Origin of the sequence: Microbispora sp. H10949 (assembly GCF_014161435.1) — a bacterium.
Classification (GTDB): Bacteria; Actinomycetota; Actinomycetes; order Streptosporangiales; family Streptosporangiaceae; genus Microbispora; species Microbispora triticiradicis.
Genome location: NZ_JABBWZ010000004.1, coordinates 662,640 through 681,219, shown reverse-complemented (window position 1 = coordinate 681,219; position 18,580 = coordinate 662,640). Strand labels below are relative to the sequence as shown.

Genomic DNA, 18,580 nt, shown 5'->3' with positions numbered 1-18,580 from the left:
TCTATTGGGCCGGCGGCCAGGTCGCCGGCGGCTCGGCGGGCAGTCCCTCCGGGGCGGACTTCGGCCAGGGCGGTGCGGCCGGCGGTCCGTCCGGGACCTGCCCCGGCAGCGCGCCGTCCTCTCCGGGGAGAGTGCCGGCCGGGGCGAGCCGCAGCCGCTCGCCGGTGGTCCTTCCCGCGAGCCAGGCGAGCAGTTCGCGGGGCGATCCCTCCACCGAGGGGCCGTCGCCGAGGTCCGTCCACACACCCGCGATCACGCCGGTCTCCGGTTCCCGCGCGACGACCACGCCCGCCGGGCAGCTTCCGCCGAGCCAGCGCAGCGTGTCGTGGAGTTCCCGGCGCACGTACGTCTCGGGCCAGTCGGCCCATCCGTAGCCTGCCCCGAGGTCGGCGTGGTGCACCTCGATCTCCCTGAGCCGGCGGACGGGGACGTACCACGCGGGATGCTCTGGCGGCGTCATGGCGGAGACCGGCGCGGCCCAGGCGGCGGCGGGCATGCCCTTGACCGCCGCGGCGAACCGCTCGGCGCTGTCCCGCAGATCGGCGACCTGCTCCCCGGCCGGGCGCGCGGCGCCCGCCTCGATGCCGGCGTCGCGCGCCGCCGCGGAGGGGTACTGCGGTGTGCGGACCCCCGTACGCGCCCAGGTGAGCAGATTGACGCAGCTGTCGGCGTTGCGGGCGACGTGGGTGAGCACGTGCCCCCGGGTCCAGCCGGGCAGCAGCGACGGCGCGCGGAGATCCTCGTCGGTGAGGCGGGCGGCGGTCGCCAGCAGGCGCTCCGTCGCGTCGGCCAGCTCTCGCTCGATTTCGTCGATGACGGACATGGAGGAAATCATGCCCCCGGCGCCTCCTGCCGTTCCGCACGGCCCGCCCGGGAAGAGCGGGGCGTCTCCGGCGGTTGTATGAGCAGGGGTTTCGCGCGGAACGCGGGCGGGGGTTTGACGAAGCTCATACCCTGGTGACGGAGCGTGTCCCTGGACAGCACGCGGGACCGCCCCCTCCGGCCGCCGGACGACGTCCCCTGGAATTGTCGGTGGCTCTGGATAGCCTGCCCGTGCACCTCCATCAACTCATCGACTTATCGGGACCACCGTGGCTGACCGCCTGATCGTGCGTGGCGCACGCGAACACAACCTGAAGGACGTCTCGCTCGACCTCCCGCGAGACGCTCTGATCGTATTCACCGGGCTCTCGGGCTCCGGCAAGTCCAGCCTGGCCTTCGACACGATCTTCGCCGAGGGGCAGCGGCGGTACGTGGAATCCCTGTCCGCCTACGCGCGGCAGTTCCTGGGCCAGATGGACAAGCCCGACGTGGACTTCATCGAGGGCCTGTCGCCGGCCGTCTCCATCGACCAGAAGTCGACCAGCCGCAACCCCCGCTCCACCGTCGGCACGATCACCGAGGTCTACGACTACCTGCGGCTGCTGTGGGCCCGCATCGGCAAGCCGCACTGTCCCCAGTGCGCCCGCCCGATCGCCCGCCAGACCCCCCAGCAGATCGTCGACCGCGTGCTCGAACTGGAGGAGGGCACCCGGTTCCAGGTGCTCGCCCCGATCGTGCGCGGGCGCAAGGGGGAGTACGCCGAGCTGTTCCGCGAACTGCAGACCAAGGGATACGCGCGGGCCCGCGTCGACGGCACGATCGTGCGGCTGGAGGAGCCGCCGACGCTCAAGAAGTACGAGAAGCACGACATCGAGGTCATCGTCGACCGGCTCTCGGTCAAGGAGGGCGCGCGGCGCCGGCTGACCGACTCCGTCGAGACCGCGCTGCAGCTGTCCGGCGGCACGATCACCCTCGACTTCGTCGACCTCCCGGACGACGACCCCAACCGCGAGCGCTTCTACTCCGAGCACCTCTACTGCCCCTACGACGACCTGTCGTTCGAGGAGCTGGAGCCGCGGTCGTTCTCGTTCAACTCGCCGTTCGGCGCCTGCCCCGAATGCACCGGCCTCGGCACCCGCATGGAGGTCGACCCCGACCTCCTCGTGCCCGACCCCGAGCGCACGCTCGGCGACGGCGCGATCAGCCCGTGGGCGAACGGCCACACCAGCGACTACTTCGTCCGCCTGATCGAGGCGCTCGGCAACGCGCTGGGCTTCGACCTCGACACCCCGTGGGAGCGGCTGACGAAGAAGGCGCGCAAGGCGATCCTGCACGGTCACGACGAGCAGGTGCACATCCGCTACAGCAACCGGTACGGCAGGCAGCGCTCCTACTACACCGACTTCGAGGGCGTCATCCCCTGGGTGCAGCGCCGGCACGCCGAGTCGGAGAGCGACGCCAGCCGGGAGCGGTTCGAGGGCTTCATGCGCGAGGTGCCCTGCCCGGCCTGCCAGGGCCGCCGCCTCAAGCCGGTCTCGCTCGCCGTGACCGTCGGGGACACCTCCATCGCCGAGCTCTCGGCGATGTCGATCGCCGAGTGCGCGCGGTTCCTGACCGGCCTGCGCCTCTCCGAGCGTGACATGCACATCGCCGAGCGGGTGGTCAAGGAGATCAACGCGCGGCTGGGCTTCCTGCTCGACGTCGGCCTCGACTATCTGACGCTCGACCGCGCCGCCGGCACGCTGGCGGGCGGCGAGGCGCAGCGGATCCGGCTGGCCACCCAGATCGGGTCGGGCCTGGTCGGCGTGCTGTACGTGCTGGACGAGCCGTCCATCGGCCTGCACCAGCGCGACAACCAGCGACTGCTGGAGACGCTGATCCGGCTGCGCGACATGGGCAACACGCTGATCGTGGTCGAGCACGACGAGGACACCATCGCCGCCGCCGACTGGGTGGTCGACATCGGCCCCGGCGCGGGCGAGCACGGCGGCCAGGTCGTCGTGTCCGGCACGGTGCCGGAACTGCTCGCCAGCGAGGAGTCGCTGACCGGGGCGTACCTGTCGGGCCGCAAGGCGATCACCATGCCGGAGATCCGGCGCCCGCGCGACCGCAAGCGGCAGCTCGTCGTGAAGGGCGCCCGCGAGCACAACCTGAAGGGCGTCGACGTCGAGTTCCCGCTGGGCGTGTTCACCGCGGTCACCGGCGTCTCGGGCTCGGGTAAGTCGACGCTGGTCAACGACATCCTGTACGCCGCGCTGGCCAAGGAGCTGAACGGCGCGAAGACCGTGCCAGGACGGCACTCCCGGGTGGCCGGCACCGACCTGGTCGACAAGGTCGTCCACGTCGACCAGTCGCCGATCGGCCGGACGCCGAGATCCAACCCCGCGACGTACACCGGCGTCTTCGACCACGTGCGCAAGCTGTTCGCGGCCACGGCCGAGGCGAAGGTCCGCGGTTACCTGCAGGGCCGGTTCAGCTTCAACGTCAAGGGCGGGCGCTGCGAGGCCTGCTCCGGCGACGGCACCATCAAGATCGAGATGAACTTCCTGCCGGACGTCTACGTCCCCTGTGAGGTCTGTCACGGCGCCCGGTACAACCGGGAGACCCTGGAGGTCCACTACAAGGGCAAGACGATCTCCGAGGTCCTCGACATGCCGATCGAGGAGGCGCTGGAGTTCTTCGAGGCGATCCCCGCCATCCGCCGCCACCTGCAGACGCTGAACGACGTCGGGCTCGGGTACGTACGGCTGGGCCAGCCGGCCACGACGCTGTCCGGCGGTGAGGCGCAGCGGGTCAAGCTCGCCTCCGAACTGCAGCGGCGCTCGACCGGCCGCACCGTGTACGTGCTGGACGAGCCCACCACCGGTCTCCACTTCGAGGACATCCGGCGGCTGCTCGGGGTGCTCAACCGGCTCGTGGACGCGGGCAACACGGTCATCGTCATCGAGCACAACCTCGACGTCATCAAGACCGCCGACTGGATCGTCGACATGGGCCCCGAGGGCGGCTCCGGGGGCGGCACCGTCGTCGCCACCGGCACCCCCGAGGAGGTCGCGAAGGTCGAGGAGAGCCACACCGGCGCGTTCCTCAGGAAAATCCTGGGCGTATGAGAGTTCGTCTCATGATTCCTCCCTACTCTTTCCGCTCGGACAACGTCCCCCTGGAACGACCCGCTGAACCGGCCACGGGGTGAGGGCCGTACCTGGACACACAGGGGTGACGCGTCACGCAAGGGGAGAACCCGGGACGGACATCCGTCCCGGGCCGCGGTACGAGGGAAGGAAAAGCATGACGGATTCGACACGCCGGGCCGTGATCTTCAGTGCCGGAGGAGCCGGGCTGGCGGCGGTCCTGAGCGCGTGCTCGGGCGGCGACAGCACGGCCACGTCCGAGGCGGCTCCGGCGGACGGCCAGGCCGCGGCGGGCGGCGGGGAGATCGCGAAGACCTCCGACATCCCGGTCGGGGGCGGCAAGGTCTTCAAGGACCAGGACGTCGTCGTCACCCAGCCGGAGGCCGGCACGTTCAAGGCGTTCAGCGCGACCTGCACCCACAAGAGCTGCCCGGTCGGGAGCGTCGCGAACAACGAGATCGTCTGCCCGTGTCACGGCAGCAGGTTCAGCGCCAAGGACGGGTCCGTGACCAACCCGCCGGCGAACAAGCCCCTCGCCGAGAAGAAGATCACGGTGAGCGGAGACAGCATCACCCTCGCCTGAGCCGCGTGCGGGCCGGTGGCGGCCGTCGCGCGAGATCGCGACGGCCGCCGCGGCTCATGGCACCCCTGGGTGGACGTACCCCGCGAGGCTGTTGATCTACAGTGTAAAGGCGTCGTGCCGGAACGCCACAGGGATCGCCGGGGCGGCGGGAATGTCGGTCGGGGCCAGTAGTCTTTGGAATGTGGCGGACCCGGCAACCTACCGACCGGCGCCCGGATCGATCCCCGAATCGCCAGGCGTCTATCGCTTCCGTGACCCGGACGGCCGGGTCGTCTACGTGGGCAAGGCGAAGAGCCTTCGACAGCGGCTCAACTCCTACTTCGCGGACTTCGCCGGCCTGCACCCCCGGACGCAGACCATGCTCACGACCGCGGCCTCGGTGGACTGGACCGTGGTCGGCAACGAGGTCGAGGCGCTCCAGCTCGAATACTCCTGGATCAAGGAGTTCGACCCGCGGTTCAACGTCAAGTACCGCGACGACAAGTCGTACCCCTTCCTGGCCGTGACGATGGGGGAGGACTTCCCCCGGGTGCAGGTGCTGCGGGGGGCCAAGAGGAAGGGCACCCGCTACTTCGGCCCCTACTCGCACGCCTGGGCCATCCGGGAGACCGTCGACCTGCTGCTGCGGGTCTTCCCCGTACGCACCTGCTCGGCGGGCGTGTTCAAGCGGGCCGGGCAGATCGGGCGGCCGTGCCTGCTCGGATACATCGACAAGTGCTCCGCGCCGTGCGTCGGCCGGGTCACCCCCGAGGAGCACCGCGCGCTCGCCGAGGACTTCTGCGACTTCATGGCCGGCAACACCGGGCGGTTCATCAAGCGGCTTGAGCGTGAGATGCGCGACGCCGCCGCCGTGGAGGAGTACGAGCGGGCCGCCCGGCTGCGCGACGACGTCCAGGCGTTGCAGCGGGCACTGGAGAAGCAGACGGTGGTGCTGGGCGACGGCACCGACTGCGACGTGATCGCCCTCGCGGAGGACCCGCTCGAGGCGGCGGTCCAGGTCTTCTACGTGCGCGGCGGGCGCATCCGCGGCCAGCGCGGCTGGGTGGTCGACAAGGTCGAGGAGACCACCCCCGGCGAACTGGTCGAGCAGTTCCTGCTGCAGATGTACGGCGAGGCGACGATCCCCCGCGAGATCCTCGTGCCGGCCCGGCCGCCGGACGAGGCCGCGCTGGCCGAACTGCTGAGCGAGCAGCGGGGCTCCCGGGTGGACCTGCGCGTCCCCCAGCGGGGCGACAAGAAGAGCCTCATGGAGACCGTCGAGCGCAACGCGAAGGAGTCGCTGGCCCAGCACAAGCTGCGCCGGGCGAGCGACCTGACCACGCGCAGCCGGGCCCTCCAGGAGATCGCCGACGCCCTCGACCTCGACCAGGTGCCGCTGCGGATCGAGTGCTACGACGTGTCGCACATCCAGGGTGAGAACGTGGTCGCCTCGATGGTGGTCTTCGAGGACGGCCTCGTCCGCAAGAGCGAGTACCGCCGCTTCTCGATCAGGAGCGGCGAGGGCGACGTGGCCTCGATCTACGAGGTCATCTGCCGCAGGTTCAAGCGCTACCTGGAAGAGCGGGTGGCGACCGGGGAACTGGACACCGAGCCGACTCCGGGGCCGGCTCCGGGGCCGACCACAGGGCCGATCCCGGAGCCGGCCGGGGACGCGCCGACGGGCCCGGGCGCGAATGTGACCGCGGGACCGGGCGCGGAGGCGGCCGGGGTAGAGGCGGACGGGGTGGAGGCGGACGCCGACGCAGGCTTCGACGCGGGCTTCGGCGACGGCGCGCGCGAACCGGTCGTCGGGACGCCGATCGACCCGGAGACCGGCCGTCCCCGCAAGTTCGCCTATCCCCCCAACCTCGTCGTGGTGGACGGCGGCCCGGCGCAGGCCGCGGCCGCCCGGCGGGCGCTGGACGAACTCGGCGTCGACGACGTCGCGGTCTGCGGCCTGGCCAAGCGGCTGGAGGAGGTCTGGCTGCCCGGCGACGACCAGCCGGTGATCCTGCCGCGCAGCAGCGAGGGACTGTACCTGTTGCAGCGCGTCCGCGACGAGGCGCACCGGTTCGCCATCACCTACCATCGATCGAAGAGGTCGAAATCGCTCCGGGAGAGCGCGCTCGACCAGGTGCCGGGCCTGGGCCCGGCGCGACGGCAGGCACTGCTGCGCCACTTCGGCTCGGTGAAGCGGCTGCGAGAGGCCGGCGCGGAGGAGATCCAGGAGGTCCCCGGCATCGGCCCGGCGACCGCCGAGGCCATCGTCGCGGCGCTCCGCGGGCAGAGCCCCTCGCCCGCCGGACAGGGCCCCTCTCCCGCCGGACAGGGATCGTGAGCGGGCCGGGGACCGTCAGCGGACGGAGAATCGCGACGGAGACCCGGCCGTCGGGAGCGCGACCGATTACAGAGCCGATTACAGGGCCGATTACAGGGCCGATTACAGGGCCGATTACAGGGCCGGATACGGGGCCCGGCAGGGGGTCGACCACGGGGTCGGCGGTGCGGCACGGGCGGGCGGAGCCGGGGTGAGTCGCGGGTGCGTCGCGGGGCGCCGCGGTCCGGCCGGTTGATAGGTTGGGCTGGACATCGGGCGGCAGGGCGGTGAGCGGGCGATGAGCACGACTGAGCCGGCATTCGTGGTGATCACGGGAATGTCGGGGGCGGGGCGCAGCACCGCTGCGAAGGCCCTGGAAGACCTCGGCTGGTTCGTCATCGACAACCTGCCGCCGGGTCTGCTGTCCTCGCTCGCCGAGGAGGCGGGCCGGGTGAACATGGCCACCGACCGGGTCGCGGCCGTGGTCGACGTGCGCAGCCTCGCCTTCACCACCGACCTCAACGCCGCGATCAAGGAGCTCGACGGGCGCGGCGTCGGCGTCCGGGTGGTGTTCCTCGAAGCCAGCGACGAGGAGCTGGTCCGCAGGTTCGAGAACGTGCGGCGTCCCCACCCCCTGCAGGGCGACGGGCGGCTCGTCGACGGCATCGACCGCGAGCGCGGCATCCTCCGCGAGATCCGCGCCAACGCCGACCTGGTCATCGACACCTCCCTGCTGAACGTCCACGAGCTGCGCAAGAAGATCGTCTCGTTCTTCGGCGGTGAGGACCGCCCCGGGCTCAAGGTGAACGTGGTGTCCTTCGGCTACAAGTACGGCCTGCCGGTCGACGCCGACCTCGTGGTGGACTGCCGGTTCCTGCCCAACCCCCACTGGGTGCCGGAGCTCCGGCCGATGAACGGCCTCGACGCGCCCGTGCGCGACTACGTGCTCGGCCAGCCCGGCGCCAAGGAGTTCCTCGACGGCTACGAGGAGGTCTTCGGCGTGGTGGCCGCCGGATACACGCGCGAGGGCAAGAGCTACGCCACGCTCGCCGTCGGCTGCACCGGCGGCAAGCACCGCAGCGTGGCGATGTCCGAGCAGCTCGGCGCCCGGCTCCGGGAGCGCGGCATGGACGTCCAGGTCAGCCACCGGGACGTGGGCCGCGAGTGACCCCTCCCGGTCGCCGGCGTGCCGGGGACGTGCCCGAGACGGGCATCGCGAAGGCCGGGTGACAGCGGCCGGCCCGCTCCGGCGGCACCGGGAAGATCGGGCGGGCGGGCGGCGCCGCGGAGGGCGTACGGTGGCGGGATGCGGCCCGAGCCGGATTCGGTTCGGCGCAGAGCGTGACCGATCAGCACGAACGCCGCGGCTCCGCGAGGCGGTGCCCGCGACGAGGTGAGGAGGACGATGAAGGACCCCGTCCCGGAACCGGCCGATCCCTCCGACCCCGACCACCCCCGTGATCCCCCCGCGTACGGCAGCACTCCCCGGAGCGGCGCGGCACCCGCGAGCAACGGACCCAAGGTCGTCGCGCTCGGCGGCGGCCACGGTCTGTACGCCTCCCTGTCGGCTCTCAGGACCGTCACCGACGATCTGTCGGCCGTGGTGACCGTCGCCGACGACGGCGGCTCCAGCGGCCGTCTCAGGCGCGAGCTCGGCGTCCTGCCCCCCGGCGACCTGCGGATGGCGCTCGCGGCCCTGTGCGGCGACGACGAGTGGGGCAGGACCTGGAGCGAGGTAGTCCAGCACCGTTTCCGCAGCGAGGGAGACCTGCACGGGCACGCCGTCGGCAACCTGCTCATCGTCGCCCTGTGGGAGCTCCTGGAGGACCCCGTGGTGGGCCTGGAATGGGTGGGCCGGCTGCTCGGCGCCCACGGCCGGGTGCTGCCGATGGCGTCGGTGCCGCTCGACATCCAGGCGGAGGTGGAGCTGGACGGCGCCGTCACGACGGTGCGCGGGCAGGTCGCCTGCGCGCTGACGCCCGGCCGGGTGCGCTCCATCTCGCTGCTGCCGCCCGACCCGCCCGCCTGCCCCCAGGCGATCGAGGCCATCGAGGCCGCCGACTGGGTGGTCTTCGGGCCGGGTTCGTGGTTCACCAGCGTGCTGCCGCACCTCAAGGTGCCCGAGCTCGCCCGGGCGCTGCACGAGAGCAGCGCCCGGCGGCTGTTGATCCTCAACCTGGTGCCACAGGCCGGCGAGACCGACGGTTTCTCCCCGGAACGGCACCTGGAGGTGCTCAGGGAGCACGCCCCCGCCCTGCTCCTCGACGCGGTGGTCGCGGACGGTGCGGTGGTGAGCGACGCGAGGGCGCTGGAGAAGGCCGCGGGGGCGATGGGCGCCCGGGTGGTTCTGGCCGATGTGGCAGCGTCTGACGGATCTGCCCGGCACGACGGACCACGACTTGCCGCTGTCCTGGCCGAGATTTTCCGCGCGAAGCGGTGATTGCCTGCTCCCAAGGTGCGAGAGACTGACGGGCAGAGTCTGTTTGGGGGAGGACACGCGCAGATGGCCATGACGGGCGTGGTGAAAGACGAGCTGAGCCGCCTTCCGGTGCTCAAGCCCTGCTGCCGCAAGGCGGAGGTGTCGACGCTGCTGCGGTTCGCCAGCGGGCTGCACCTCGTGGGCGGGCGGATCGTGATCGAGGCCGAGCTCGACACCAACGCCACCGCCCGCCGGCTCATCAAGGACATCGGGGAGGTCTTCGGCCACAAGGCCGAGGTCCTCGTGCTGGCCCCCGCCGGGCTGCGCAAGGGCTCACGCTACGTCGTACGGGTCTACAAGGACGGCGAGGCGCTCGCCCGGCAGACCGGTCTCATCGACAACCACGGCCGGCCGGTGCGCGGCCTGCCCCGGCAGGTCGTGTCCGGCGCCACCTGCGACGCCGAGGCGGCCTGGCGGGGAGCCTTCCTCGCCCACGGCTCGCTGACCGAGCCGGGCCGGTCGATGTCGCTGGAGGTGACCTGCCCCGGGCCGGAGGCGGCGCTGGCCCTGGTCGGCTCCGCCCGGCGCCTGAAGATCCACGCCAAGGCCCGTGAGGTGCGCGGGGTCGACCGGGTGGTCGTGCGCGACGGCGACGCGATCAGCGCGCTGCTGACCCGGCTCGGCGCGCACGACAGCGTGCTGGCCTGGGAGGAGCGGCGGATGCGCCGGGAGGTGCGGGCCACCGCCAACCGCCTGGCCAACTTCGACGACGCCAACCTCCGCAGGTCCGCCCGGGCGGCCGTGGCGGCGGGGGCGAGGGTCCAGCGCGCGCTGGAGATCCTCGGCGAGGACGCCCCCGAGCATCTGGTGATCGCGGGCCGGCTCCGGGTGGAGCACAAGCAGGCGTCCCTGGAGGAGCTGGGCCAGATCGCCGACCCGCCGCTGACCAAGGACGCCATCGCCGGGCGCATCCGGCGGCTGCTCGCCATGGCCGACAAGCGCGCCCAGGATCTCGGCATCGCCAACACCGAGGCCAACCTCACCGCGGACATGCTCGCGCACTGACTTGTTCCCGGTCGCTTCACCGGGAGCGTTCCCCGGGCCGCCGCCTGCGGGAACGGAGCCGCTCACCGGCTGGCAAGGGGGGACACGCCGCCAAAACGCGGCCCCGTGGTCTACACCAATTTGGGTCCGATAAGGTCTGTCATTGAGGTTTAACACAGTCCTCGCGCCGGTACACCGGCGCACGACGTACGAGGAGATCGGATCCGTGAGCATCCGCGTAGGCGTCAACGGCTTCGGCCGTATCGGCCGCAACTTCTGGCGCGCTGTGGCGGCCAGCGGCAAGGACATCGAGGTCGTCGCCGTCAACGACCTCACCGACAACGCCACGCTGGCCCACCTGCTGAAGTACGACAGCATCCTGGGCCGCCTGCCGTACGAGGTCAAGTCCTCGGCTGACGAGATCACCGTCGACGGCAAGGCGATCAAGGCCTTCGCCGAGCGTGACCCCGCCAAGCTGCCCTGGGGCGACCTGGGCGTCGACGTCGTCGTCGAGTCGACCGGCCTGTTCACCGACGCCGCCAAGGCCAAGGTGCACGCCGACAACGGCGCGAAGAAGGTCATCATCTCCGCTCCGGCGAAGAACGAAGACGTGACGATCGTCATGGGCGTGAACCACGAGAAGTACGACGCGGCCGCGCACACGATCATCTCGAACGCCTCCTGCACCACCAACTGCCTGGCCCCGATGGCCAAGGTCATCAACGACACCTTCGGTATCGAGAAGGGTCTGATGACCACCGTCCACGCCTACACGCAGGACCAGAACCTGCAGGACGGCCCGCACAAGGACCTGCGCCGCGCCCGCGCCGCCGCGCTGAACATCGTCCCGACCTCCACCGGCGCCGCCAAGGCCATCGGCCTGGTCCTGCCCGAGCTCAAGGGCAAGCTCGACGGCTACGCGCTGCGTGTGCCGATCCCGACGGGCTCGGCCACCGACCTGACCGTCGAGGTCGGCCGCGAGACCTCCGTCGAAGAGGTCAACGCCGCGCTGAAGGCCGCCGCCGAGGGCCCGCTCAAGGGCTACCTCAGCTACACCGAGGACGAGATCGTCTCCAGCGACATCGTCACCGACCCGTCGTCCTGCATCTTCGACGCCGGCCTCACCAAGGTCATCGGCAACCAGGTCAAGGTCGTCGGCTGGTACGACAACGAGTGGGGTTACTCCAACCGCCTCGCCGACCTCATCGAGTACGTGGGCGCCTCCCTCTGATGATCGGAATCGACGAGCTCGACGTGAAGGGCCGGCGCGTGTTCGTGCGCGCCGACCTCAACGTCCCCCTCGACGGGGAGACGATCACCGACGACGGCCGCATCCGCGCGTCGGTGCCGACGATCAGGAAGCTCCTGGAGCGCGGCGCGAAGGTCGTCGTCGCGGCGCACCTCGGCCGGCCCAAGGGCTCCGTCACGCCGAAGTACTCGCTCGCCCCGGTCTCCCGGCGGCTGGCCGAACTGCTCGGCGAGGACGTGGCGTTCGCCGCCGACACGGTCGGCGAGTCGGCCCAGAGCGTGGTCGCCGGCCTCCAGGACGGGCAGGTCGCCCTGCTGGAGAACCTGCGCTTCGAGCCGGGCGAGGAGTCCAAGGACGACGCGGTCAGGGGTGAGTTCGCGGAGCGGCTGGCCGCCCTCGCCGACGTCTACGTCGGCGACGGCTTCGGTGCCGTGCACCGCAAGCACGCCAGCGTCTACGACCTGCCCAAGCGGCTGCCGCACGCGGCGGGCGACCTGGTCCTCGCCGAGGTCGACGTGCTGCGCAGGCTCACCGAGGACCCGGCCAGGCCGTACGTCGTCGTCCTGGGCGGCGCGAAGGTCTCCGACAAGCTCGGCGTGATCGCCAACCTGCTGGCCAAGGTGGACCGCCTGCTCATCGGCGGCGGCATGGCCTACACCTTCCTCAAGGCCCAGGGCCACGAGGTGGGCAAGTCGCTGCTGCAGGAAGACCAGATCGACCAGGTGAAGGGCTTCCTCGACGAGGCGGCCTCCCGCGGGGTCGAGCTGGTGCTGCCGGTCGACGTGCTGGCCGCGACCGAGTTCGGGGCCGACGCCCCGCACGACGTCGTGGAGGCCACGGCGATCCCGGCCGACCGCGAGGGCCTCGACATCGGCCCGCGCACCCGTGAGCTGTTCGCCGCCAAGCTGGCCGACGCGCGGACCGTGTTCTGGAACGGCCCGATGGGCGTGTTCGAGTTCGACGCGTTCTCCGGCGGCACCCGCGCGGTGGCCGAGGCGCTCGTGGCGTCGGAGGCCTTCACCGTGGTCGGCGGCGGCGACTCGGCCGCGGCCGTACGCAGGCTCGGGCTGCCCGAGGACGGCTTCTCGCACATTTCCACCGGTGGCGGCGCCAGCCTCGAGTACCTCGAGGGCAAGACGCTGCCCGGACTCGCGGCGCTGGAGGAGTAGATGGCGCGCAAGCCGCTTTTCGCCGGCAACTGGAAGATGAACCTCAACCACCTCGAGGCCATCAACCTGGTGCAGAAGCTGGCGTTCTCGCTGAACGACCGCGACCACGACAGGGCGGAGGTGGCGGTCATCCCGCCGTTCACCGACCTGCGCAGCGTGCAGACGCTGGTGGACGCCGACAAGCTGCGCATCGCCTACGGCGCGCAGGACCTGTCCGCGCAGGACTCCGGGGCGTACACCGGGGAGATCTCCGGGGCGATGCTGGGCAAGCTCGGCTGCGCCTACGTCCTCGTGGGCCACTCGGAGCGGCGGCAGTACCACGGCGAGGACGACGCGCTGTGCAACGCCAAGGTCAAGGCCGCCTACCGGCACTCGCTGACGCCCATCCTGTGCGTGGGCGAGGGGCTGCCGGTGCGCCAGGAGGGCCGCCAGGTCGAGCACACGCTGGCGCAGCTCGACGGCGCGCTCGACGGTGTGCCCGCCGACCAGGTGAAGTCGATCGTGGTCGCGTACGAGCCGGTCTGGGCGATCGGCACCGGCGAGGTCGCCACCCCGAAGGACGCCCAGGAGGTGTGCGGCGCCATCAGGACGCGACTCGCCGAGCTGTACGGTGACGATGTGGCCGCGGCTGTCCGTATCCTTTACGGTGGCTCGGTGAAGTCGGACAACGTCGCCGGGATCATGGCGGAAGCCGACATCGACGGCGCCCTCGTCGGAGGGGCCAGCCTCGATGCGGGGGAGTACGTCAAGATCTGCCGTTTCGGCGAAGTCTCCGGCTAGCTGTGCCGTTCGGGGGGTGCGACTTGACAACAAGTCGTACCCTCGAAGGACACAAATGAATCGTCACGCTGATGGCGTCGTGCATCCGCACGTTGATGACGCCGTGCACTCGCGTCGTGCACGCCCGGATATAGGAACAGGTCTACGGTGATAATCGGAATCTCCATCGCCCTCATCCTGGCGAGCTCCTTGATGGTGCTGCTCGTGCTGCTTCACAAGGGCAAGGGCGGCGGCCTGTCCGACCTGTTCGGCGGCGGCTTCTCGTCGTCCTTCGGCGGATCGTCGGTGGTCGAGCGCAACCTCGACCGCCTGACCATCATCACGGGCGCCGTCTGGTTCGTCTGCATCATCGCGCTGGGCCTGCTGCTCAAGCCGTAGCGACGGTCTCCGGCCACGCGTGACAGAGATTCACCTCCCCCCGTCCGCGGGGCGATCGAGCAAGGAGTTCATCGGTGGGTAGTGGCAACGCGATCCGTGGCAGCCGAGTCGGCGCCGGCCCCATGGGAGAGGCCGAACGCGGCGAGGCCGCCCCCCGTGTGCGGGTCCCGTTCTGGTGCGCCAACATGCACGAGACGCGCCCGAGCTTCGCCAGCGACGCGGCCGTCCCCGAGTTCTGGGACTGCCCGCGGTGCGGGCTGCCGGCCGGGCAGGACCAGTCGAACCCTCCGGCTCCGCCGCGCAACGAGCCCTACAAGACGCACCTCGCGTACGTGAAGGAGCGCCGCAGCGACAAGGACGGCGCGCAGATCCTCGCCGAGGCGCTGGAGCGGCTGCGCTCCTCCTCCCGCCCGATCTACTGACCGCCGAGTTCGCCCGGACGGCGTCGCCGGGGATCACCGATCCGCGGACGACGGAGAAGTAGCCGGGTGTCCGGGGCCGCGAGAGCGGTCCCGGCTACCTGAGCAGGCCCGGAGCCTTCCACGGCTCCGGGCTTTCGCGTTCCCGCCAGGATCTTTCCGTCGAGGAAGGAACCGCTTCCCGGGGGTCGACCCAAGAAGACCGTCGCACGCATATCCGATGTCCCCGGCTCCGCACAGAATGTGGGGGACACCCGAGACGGCGCGCAGCCGTGAAACATGCCACCGGCCTGCTCCGGAGGAGATCATGGACATTCGCGGGAAGACGGTCCTCGTCGCCGGCGGCACCTCCGGGCTCGGCGAGGGAGTCGCACGACATTTCTCCGCCCGGGGCGCGAACGTCGTCATCGTCGGCCGGCGCGGCGCGCTCGCAGTCCGGATCGCCGCCGATCTCGGCGTGAACGCCCTCGGGATCGGCGCCGACATCGGCGACGCCGAGGCGGTCGCCGCCGTCGTGGCCGCCACCCTGAACAGGTTCGGGACGATCGACGTCAACGTCAACACCGCCGGCATCCTCGCCCCCGTCGTCCTCGTCACCGAGGCCGGGCGGCCCAGCGACACGACCGTGCTGACGCGGCTCGTGAGCACCAATCTCATCGGCACCTTCAACGTCATGAGCCATGCGGCGGCCGTGATGCTGGGCAACGACCCCGATGAGGACGGCGAGCGGGGCGTCATCATCAACACCTCCTCCGTCGCCGCCCATGAGGCCACCACCGGACTGATCGGGTACGCCGCGACGAAGGCCGCCGTCGAGGGCATGACCCTGCCCGCCGCCCGCGAGTTCGCCGGGCGTGGAATACGCGTCAACACCATCGTCCCCGGGGGCTTCGACACCCCCATGGTCGACGACTATGTCGACGAGGACACGAAGGCGGAGGGGGTCAAACAGTTCCTCAACCCTCGCCGGCTCGGAACCCCGGACGAATTCGCGGCGTTCGCCGCCCACATCGTCGAGAACAGGTATTTCAACGCCGCCAGTCCCAGGCTCGACGCGGGTTATCGCATGCCACCGTGACCGTACTTCAGCCGTGCACCTGTTCGCCGTCGAGGAAGGTCATGACGACCTTGGCAGTCCAGATGTCCTTCCGGTCGAGGGCGAAGGGGTCGCGGTCGAGGACGACGAGGTCGGCCGGGCGGCCCGCCTCGATCACACCGGCGGGGGAGCGGTTGATCCAGGCCGATCCCTCGGTGTAGGCGGTCATGACCGTCCTCAGGTCGAGGCTCTGCTCCGGCAGGAACGGCGTCTGCGCGGTGGGGTACGTCGCGTGGACCGAGCCGCCGGGTTCGGTCCGGTTGACCGCCACGTGCATCGCCGCCAGCGGGTCGGCCGAGGAGACGGGCCAGTCGGAGCCCCCGGCGAGGCGGGTGCCGTGCCGTACGAGGTCGGCGAAGGGGTACTGCCAGGACGCCCGCTCCTCGCCCAGGTAGGGGATGCACAGCTCGTCCATCTGCAGGTGGTGGGTCGCCCACAGCGGCTGGAGGTTGGCCGTCACACCGAGTTCGGCGAAGCGCGGCACGTCCTGCGGCGTGATGATCTGCACGTGCGCGATGTGGTGGCGGTTGCCGGGGTCGGTCCCGGTCAGCGCGTCGAGCGCCTCGCGTACGGCACGCTCGCCGATGGCGTGGAAGTGCACCTGGAAGCCCTGGGCGTCCAGTTCCTTGACGTACCCGCCGAGCAGGGCGGGGTCGACGTACGAAAGGCCGGTTCCGCCGCAGCGGCAGTAGGGCTCGATGACGGCGGCGGTGAAGTTCTCCGGGATGCCGTCCTGCATGATTTTCACGGAGCTCGCCCGGAACCGGTCCAGGCCCTCGGCCATGGCCCGCCGCTCGACCAGGCCGGGAATCTGCTCGGCCCCGCGGGTGCGGTCCCACCACAGGGCGCCGACCACCCGCGCCCTGAGCCGCCCGGAGGAGGCCGCGGACAGGTAGGCGGGCAACTGGTCGTCCGACCCCGCGTACGAGCCGACGATGGCGTCCTGCCAGCCGGTGATGCCGAGGGAGAACAGGTGGGCCTGCGCGTCCATCAGGGCGGCGTCGACGTCGGCCGGGGTCGGGCGGGGGGTGAGCAGGCCGACGAGGTCCATCGCGCCCTCGTGCAGCACGCCGCTCGGCGTCCCGTCGGGGTCGCGCTCGATGCGGCCGTCGGCGGGGTCGGGGGTGTCGCCGGTGATCCCGGCGAGCTCCAGGGCCCGCGTGTTGACCCACGCCGCGTGGTGGTCGCGCTGGACGAAGTACGCCGGCCGGTCGAGGAAGTCGAGCTGGGACCGGTGGGGGAGACCACCGGGGAAGGCGGCCATGTCCCAGCCGCCGCCGTCGATCCACTCCTTCTCCGGATTTTTCGCGGCATAGGCGGCTATCTCGGCTTTGTAGGCGTCGAGGCCGTACACCTCGGACAGGTCGCACTTGGCCCGCTCCAGCCCGGCCTGCACCGGGTGGATGTGGGCGTCGGTGAACCCCGGCGTCAGCAGGCCGCCGCCGAGGTCGACCGGCTCGGCGTCCGGAGCCAGCCGTACGAGGTCGGCCTCGGCGCCGACGGCGGCGATGACTCCGTCGCGGACGAGGACCGCCTCGGCGAAGCCGTCCGGGGTGAAGGCGCGGCCGCCGCGGAAGAGGAGGGTGGAACTCACGGGTGTCGTGTCCTTCTTTCTGGTGAACAGACGTACGGGCGGAACGTCGTCAGTGGCCGGTGATCCTGTCGGCGATCCGGGCCAGCACGGACGTCCTGGTCATGCCCCCGCTCTCGCGGGCGTCGGCGAGCCGGTAGAGACGGTACATCGAGTGGACGCCGAGCCAGCGCAGCGGCTCGGGCTCCCAGGCGCGCACCCGCCGGTCCACCCACGGCATCCGGGTCAGGCCGGTGTCGCGGCGCAGCACGAGGTCGCGCAGCGTGCGCCCGGCGAGGTTGGTGGTGGTCACGCCGTGGCCCGTGTAGCCGCCGGCCCAGCCGAGGCCGGTCGCCGGGTCCAGGTGGACGGCCGAGCACCAGTCGCGCGGCACGCCGAGCACGCCCGACCAGGCGTGCGCCACCCGCGAGCGGGCGACGGCGGGGAAGAACGCGACCAGCAGGTCCCACAGGGCGTCCACGGTCCAGGCGTGGGTGTGCCCGCGCTCGTCGATCCGCGATCCGTAGAGGTACGGCCTGCCCCGCCCGCCGAAGGCGATCCGGTCGTCGGCCGTCCGCTGGGCGTACATGTAGTAGTGGGCCATGTCGCCGAGCAGTTCGCGGCCCCGCCAGCCGATCTCGTCCCAGACCTCCGCCGGCAGCGGCTCGGTGACGATCAGGGAGCTGTTCATCGGCAGCCAGTCGCGGTGGTGGCCGTCGATGCCGGCGGTGAACCCCTCGGTGCAGCGCAGCACGTGGTCCGCCCACACCGTGCCGTACGGGGTGACCGCCCGGCCCGGCGCGATGGCGGTCACCGGGGTTCCCTCGTAGACGTCCACGCCGAGGTTCCGTACGGCCGCGGCCAGCCCGCGGGCGAGCTTGGCGGGCTGGATCCGGGCGCAGTGGGGGGTCCAGGTCGCGGCGAGCGCGTCCGCGACCCTGAGCCGGTCGTTCATCTCGTCGCCGGACAGCAGCCGGACGTCGTCGGGGCCCCAGCCCCACTCGCGCTGACCGGCCAGTTCCTCGCGCAGCCGCAGCGCCTGCGCCGGGCCGCGCGCGACGGTGAGCAGGCCGCCCTTGACGATGTCGGCGTCGATGCCCTCCTCGCCGGCGACCCGGATCACCTCGTCGATCGCCTCGAACATCGCCCGTTGCAGCCGCCGGGCGCCGTCCGCGCCGTGGGTCTTCGCGTAACGCTCGGGAGAGCCGGCCAGCGCGCCGGTCAGCCAGCCCCCGTTGCGTCCCGAGGCCCCGAAACCGGCGAACTCCTTCTCCAGCACGACGATTCGCAGCGAGGGGTCGGCCTTCTTCAGGTAGTAGGCGGTCCACAGGCCGGTGTAGCCCGCGCCGACCACGGCCACGTCGGCCCGCGTGTTGCCGTCCAGGCGCTCGCCGGGGGCCGGGACCCCGGACGACCGGTACCAGAAGGACACCTCACCGTTCACGAACTCAGGAGACAGGGGAGCGCTCATGCAGGACATCCTGCTATATCCGTTCCCTTGTCGCCATTCGGCAACGGATGTCGTGGCAGATCAGGAGGAGTCGTGCGGATAACCATGGTCGTAACGTGCCATCCCAAAAGGAAACGATCGGCTCACCGCCGTGTAGCAAGCGCGTAACAGCTC

15 protein-coding genes are annotated in these 18,580 nt (G+C 71.2%); 12 read left to right on the top strand and 3 right to left on the bottom strand.

The annotated features are described in order from the left end of the window. Nucleotide 1: 1 nt before the first annotated feature. The gene (locus HHX40_RS13365) at nucleotides 2-823 is read right to left on the bottom strand and encodes a maleylpyruvate isomerase family mycothiol-dependent enzyme (protein ID WP_182880800.1); all 822 of its coding nucleotides are present in this window, start codon (nucleotides 821-823) and stop codon (nucleotides 2-4) included. Nucleotides 824-1,091: 268 nt separating this feature from the next. Here HHX40_RS13365 and uvrA point away from each other — a divergent pair, with 268 nt between their 5' ends. The 12 genes from uvrA to HHX40_RS13305 all read left to right on the top strand — a co-directional run bounded on the left by uvrA (nucleotide 1,092) and on the right by HHX40_RS13305 (nucleotide 15,368). Continuing rightward, the gene (gene uvrA / locus HHX40_RS13360) at nucleotides 1,092-3,932 is read left to right on the top strand and encodes an excinuclease ABC subunit UvrA (RefSeq protein ID WP_182874467.1); all 2,841 of its coding nucleotides are present in this window, start codon (nucleotides 1,092-1,094) and stop codon (nucleotides 3,930-3,932) included. 178 nt (nucleotides 3,933-4,110) lie between these two features. Continuing rightward, a complete protein-coding gene (locus HHX40_RS13355; RefSeq protein WP_182874468.1) occupies nucleotides 4,111-4,536 on the top strand; it encodes a Rieske (2Fe-2S) protein in 426 nt (141 codons plus the stop codon). A 181-nt stretch (nucleotides 4,537-4,717) separates the two neighbouring features. After that, on the top strand, nucleotides 4,718-6,853 hold the full coding sequence (gene uvrC / locus HHX40_RS13350; protein ID WP_310738078.1) for an excinuclease ABC subunit UvrC: 2,136 nt from the start codon (nucleotides 4,718-4,720) through the stop codon (nucleotides 6,851-6,853). A gap of 277 nt (nucleotides 6,854-7,130) precedes the next feature. Next, nucleotides 7,131-8,000, top strand: a complete 870-nt coding sequence (gene rapZ / locus HHX40_RS13345) for an RNase adapter RapZ (protein ID WP_111699337.1) — start codon at nucleotides 7,131-7,133, stop codon at nucleotides 7,998-8,000. A gap of 237 nt (nucleotides 8,001-8,237) precedes the next feature. Continuing rightward, nucleotides 8,238-9,272 (top strand): gluconeogenesis factor YvcK family protein, encoded by a 1,035-nt coding sequence (gene yvcK, locus HHX40_RS13340; protein ID WP_182880798.1) that lies wholly within the window; start codon nucleotides 8,238-8,240, stop codon nucleotides 9,270-9,272. Between the two features lie 63 nt (nucleotides 9,273-9,335). Then, nucleotides 9,336-10,316 carry a DNA-binding protein WhiA gene (gene whiA / locus HHX40_RS13335; protein WP_111699335.1) on the top strand — a complete coding sequence of 327 codons (981 nt, stop codon included), beginning with the start codon at nucleotides 9,336-9,338 and terminating at the stop codon, nucleotides 10,314-10,316. Nucleotides 10,317-10,521: 205 nt separating this feature from the next. Beyond that, nucleotides 10,522-11,526, top strand: a complete 1,005-nt coding sequence (gene gap / locus HHX40_RS13330; RefSeq protein WP_138461199.1) for a type I glyceraldehyde-3-phosphate dehydrogenase — start codon at nucleotides 10,522-10,524, stop codon at nucleotides 11,524-11,526. After that, nucleotides 11,526-12,713, top strand: coding sequence for a phosphoglycerate kinase (locus HHX40_RS13325; protein WP_182874469.1), 1,188 nt, complete (start codon nucleotides 11,526-11,528; stop codon nucleotides 12,711-12,713). The genes gap and HHX40_RS13325 overlap by 1 nt, the downstream gene beginning before the upstream one ends. Next, nucleotides 12,714-13,493: a triose-phosphate isomerase gene (tpiA, locus tag HHX40_RS13320; protein ID WP_111699332.1), complete on the top strand. Its 780-nt coding sequence runs from the start codon at nucleotides 12,714-12,716 to the stop codon at nucleotides 13,491-13,493. 147 nt (nucleotides 13,494-13,640) lie between these two features. Then, nucleotides 13,641-13,871, top strand: a complete 231-nt coding sequence (secG, locus tag HHX40_RS13315; RefSeq protein WP_182880797.1) for a preprotein translocase subunit SecG — start codon at nucleotides 13,641-13,643, stop codon at nucleotides 13,869-13,871. A gap of 74 nt (nucleotides 13,872-13,945) precedes the next feature. Continuing rightward, a complete protein-coding gene (locus tag HHX40_RS13310; RefSeq protein ID WP_111699330.1) occupies nucleotides 13,946-14,293 on the top strand; it encodes an RNA polymerase-binding protein RbpA in 348 nt (115 codons plus the stop codon). Nucleotides 14,294-14,597: 304 nt separating this feature from the next. After that, the gene (locus HHX40_RS13305) at nucleotides 14,598-15,368 is read left to right on the top strand and encodes an SDR family NAD(P)-dependent oxidoreductase (RefSeq protein ID WP_182880796.1); all 771 of its coding nucleotides are present in this window, start codon (nucleotides 14,598-14,600) and stop codon (nucleotides 15,366-15,368) included. 7 nt (nucleotides 15,369-15,375) lie between these two features. Here the strand turns inward: HHX40_RS13305 and HHX40_RS13300 are convergent, their stop codons facing one another. After that, nucleotides 15,376-16,980 carry an amidohydrolase gene (locus HHX40_RS13300; RefSeq protein ID WP_182880795.1) on the bottom strand — a complete coding sequence of 535 codons (1,605 nt, stop codon included), beginning with the start codon at nucleotides 16,978-16,980 and terminating at the stop codon, nucleotides 15,376-15,378. Nucleotides 16,981-17,029: 49 nt separating this feature from the next. Further along, a complete protein-coding gene (locus HHX40_RS13295; RefSeq protein WP_182880794.1) occupies nucleotides 17,030-18,427 on the bottom strand; it encodes an NAD(P)/FAD-dependent oxidoreductase in 1,398 nt (465 codons plus the stop codon). Nucleotides 18,428-18,580: the final 153 nt, after the last annotated feature.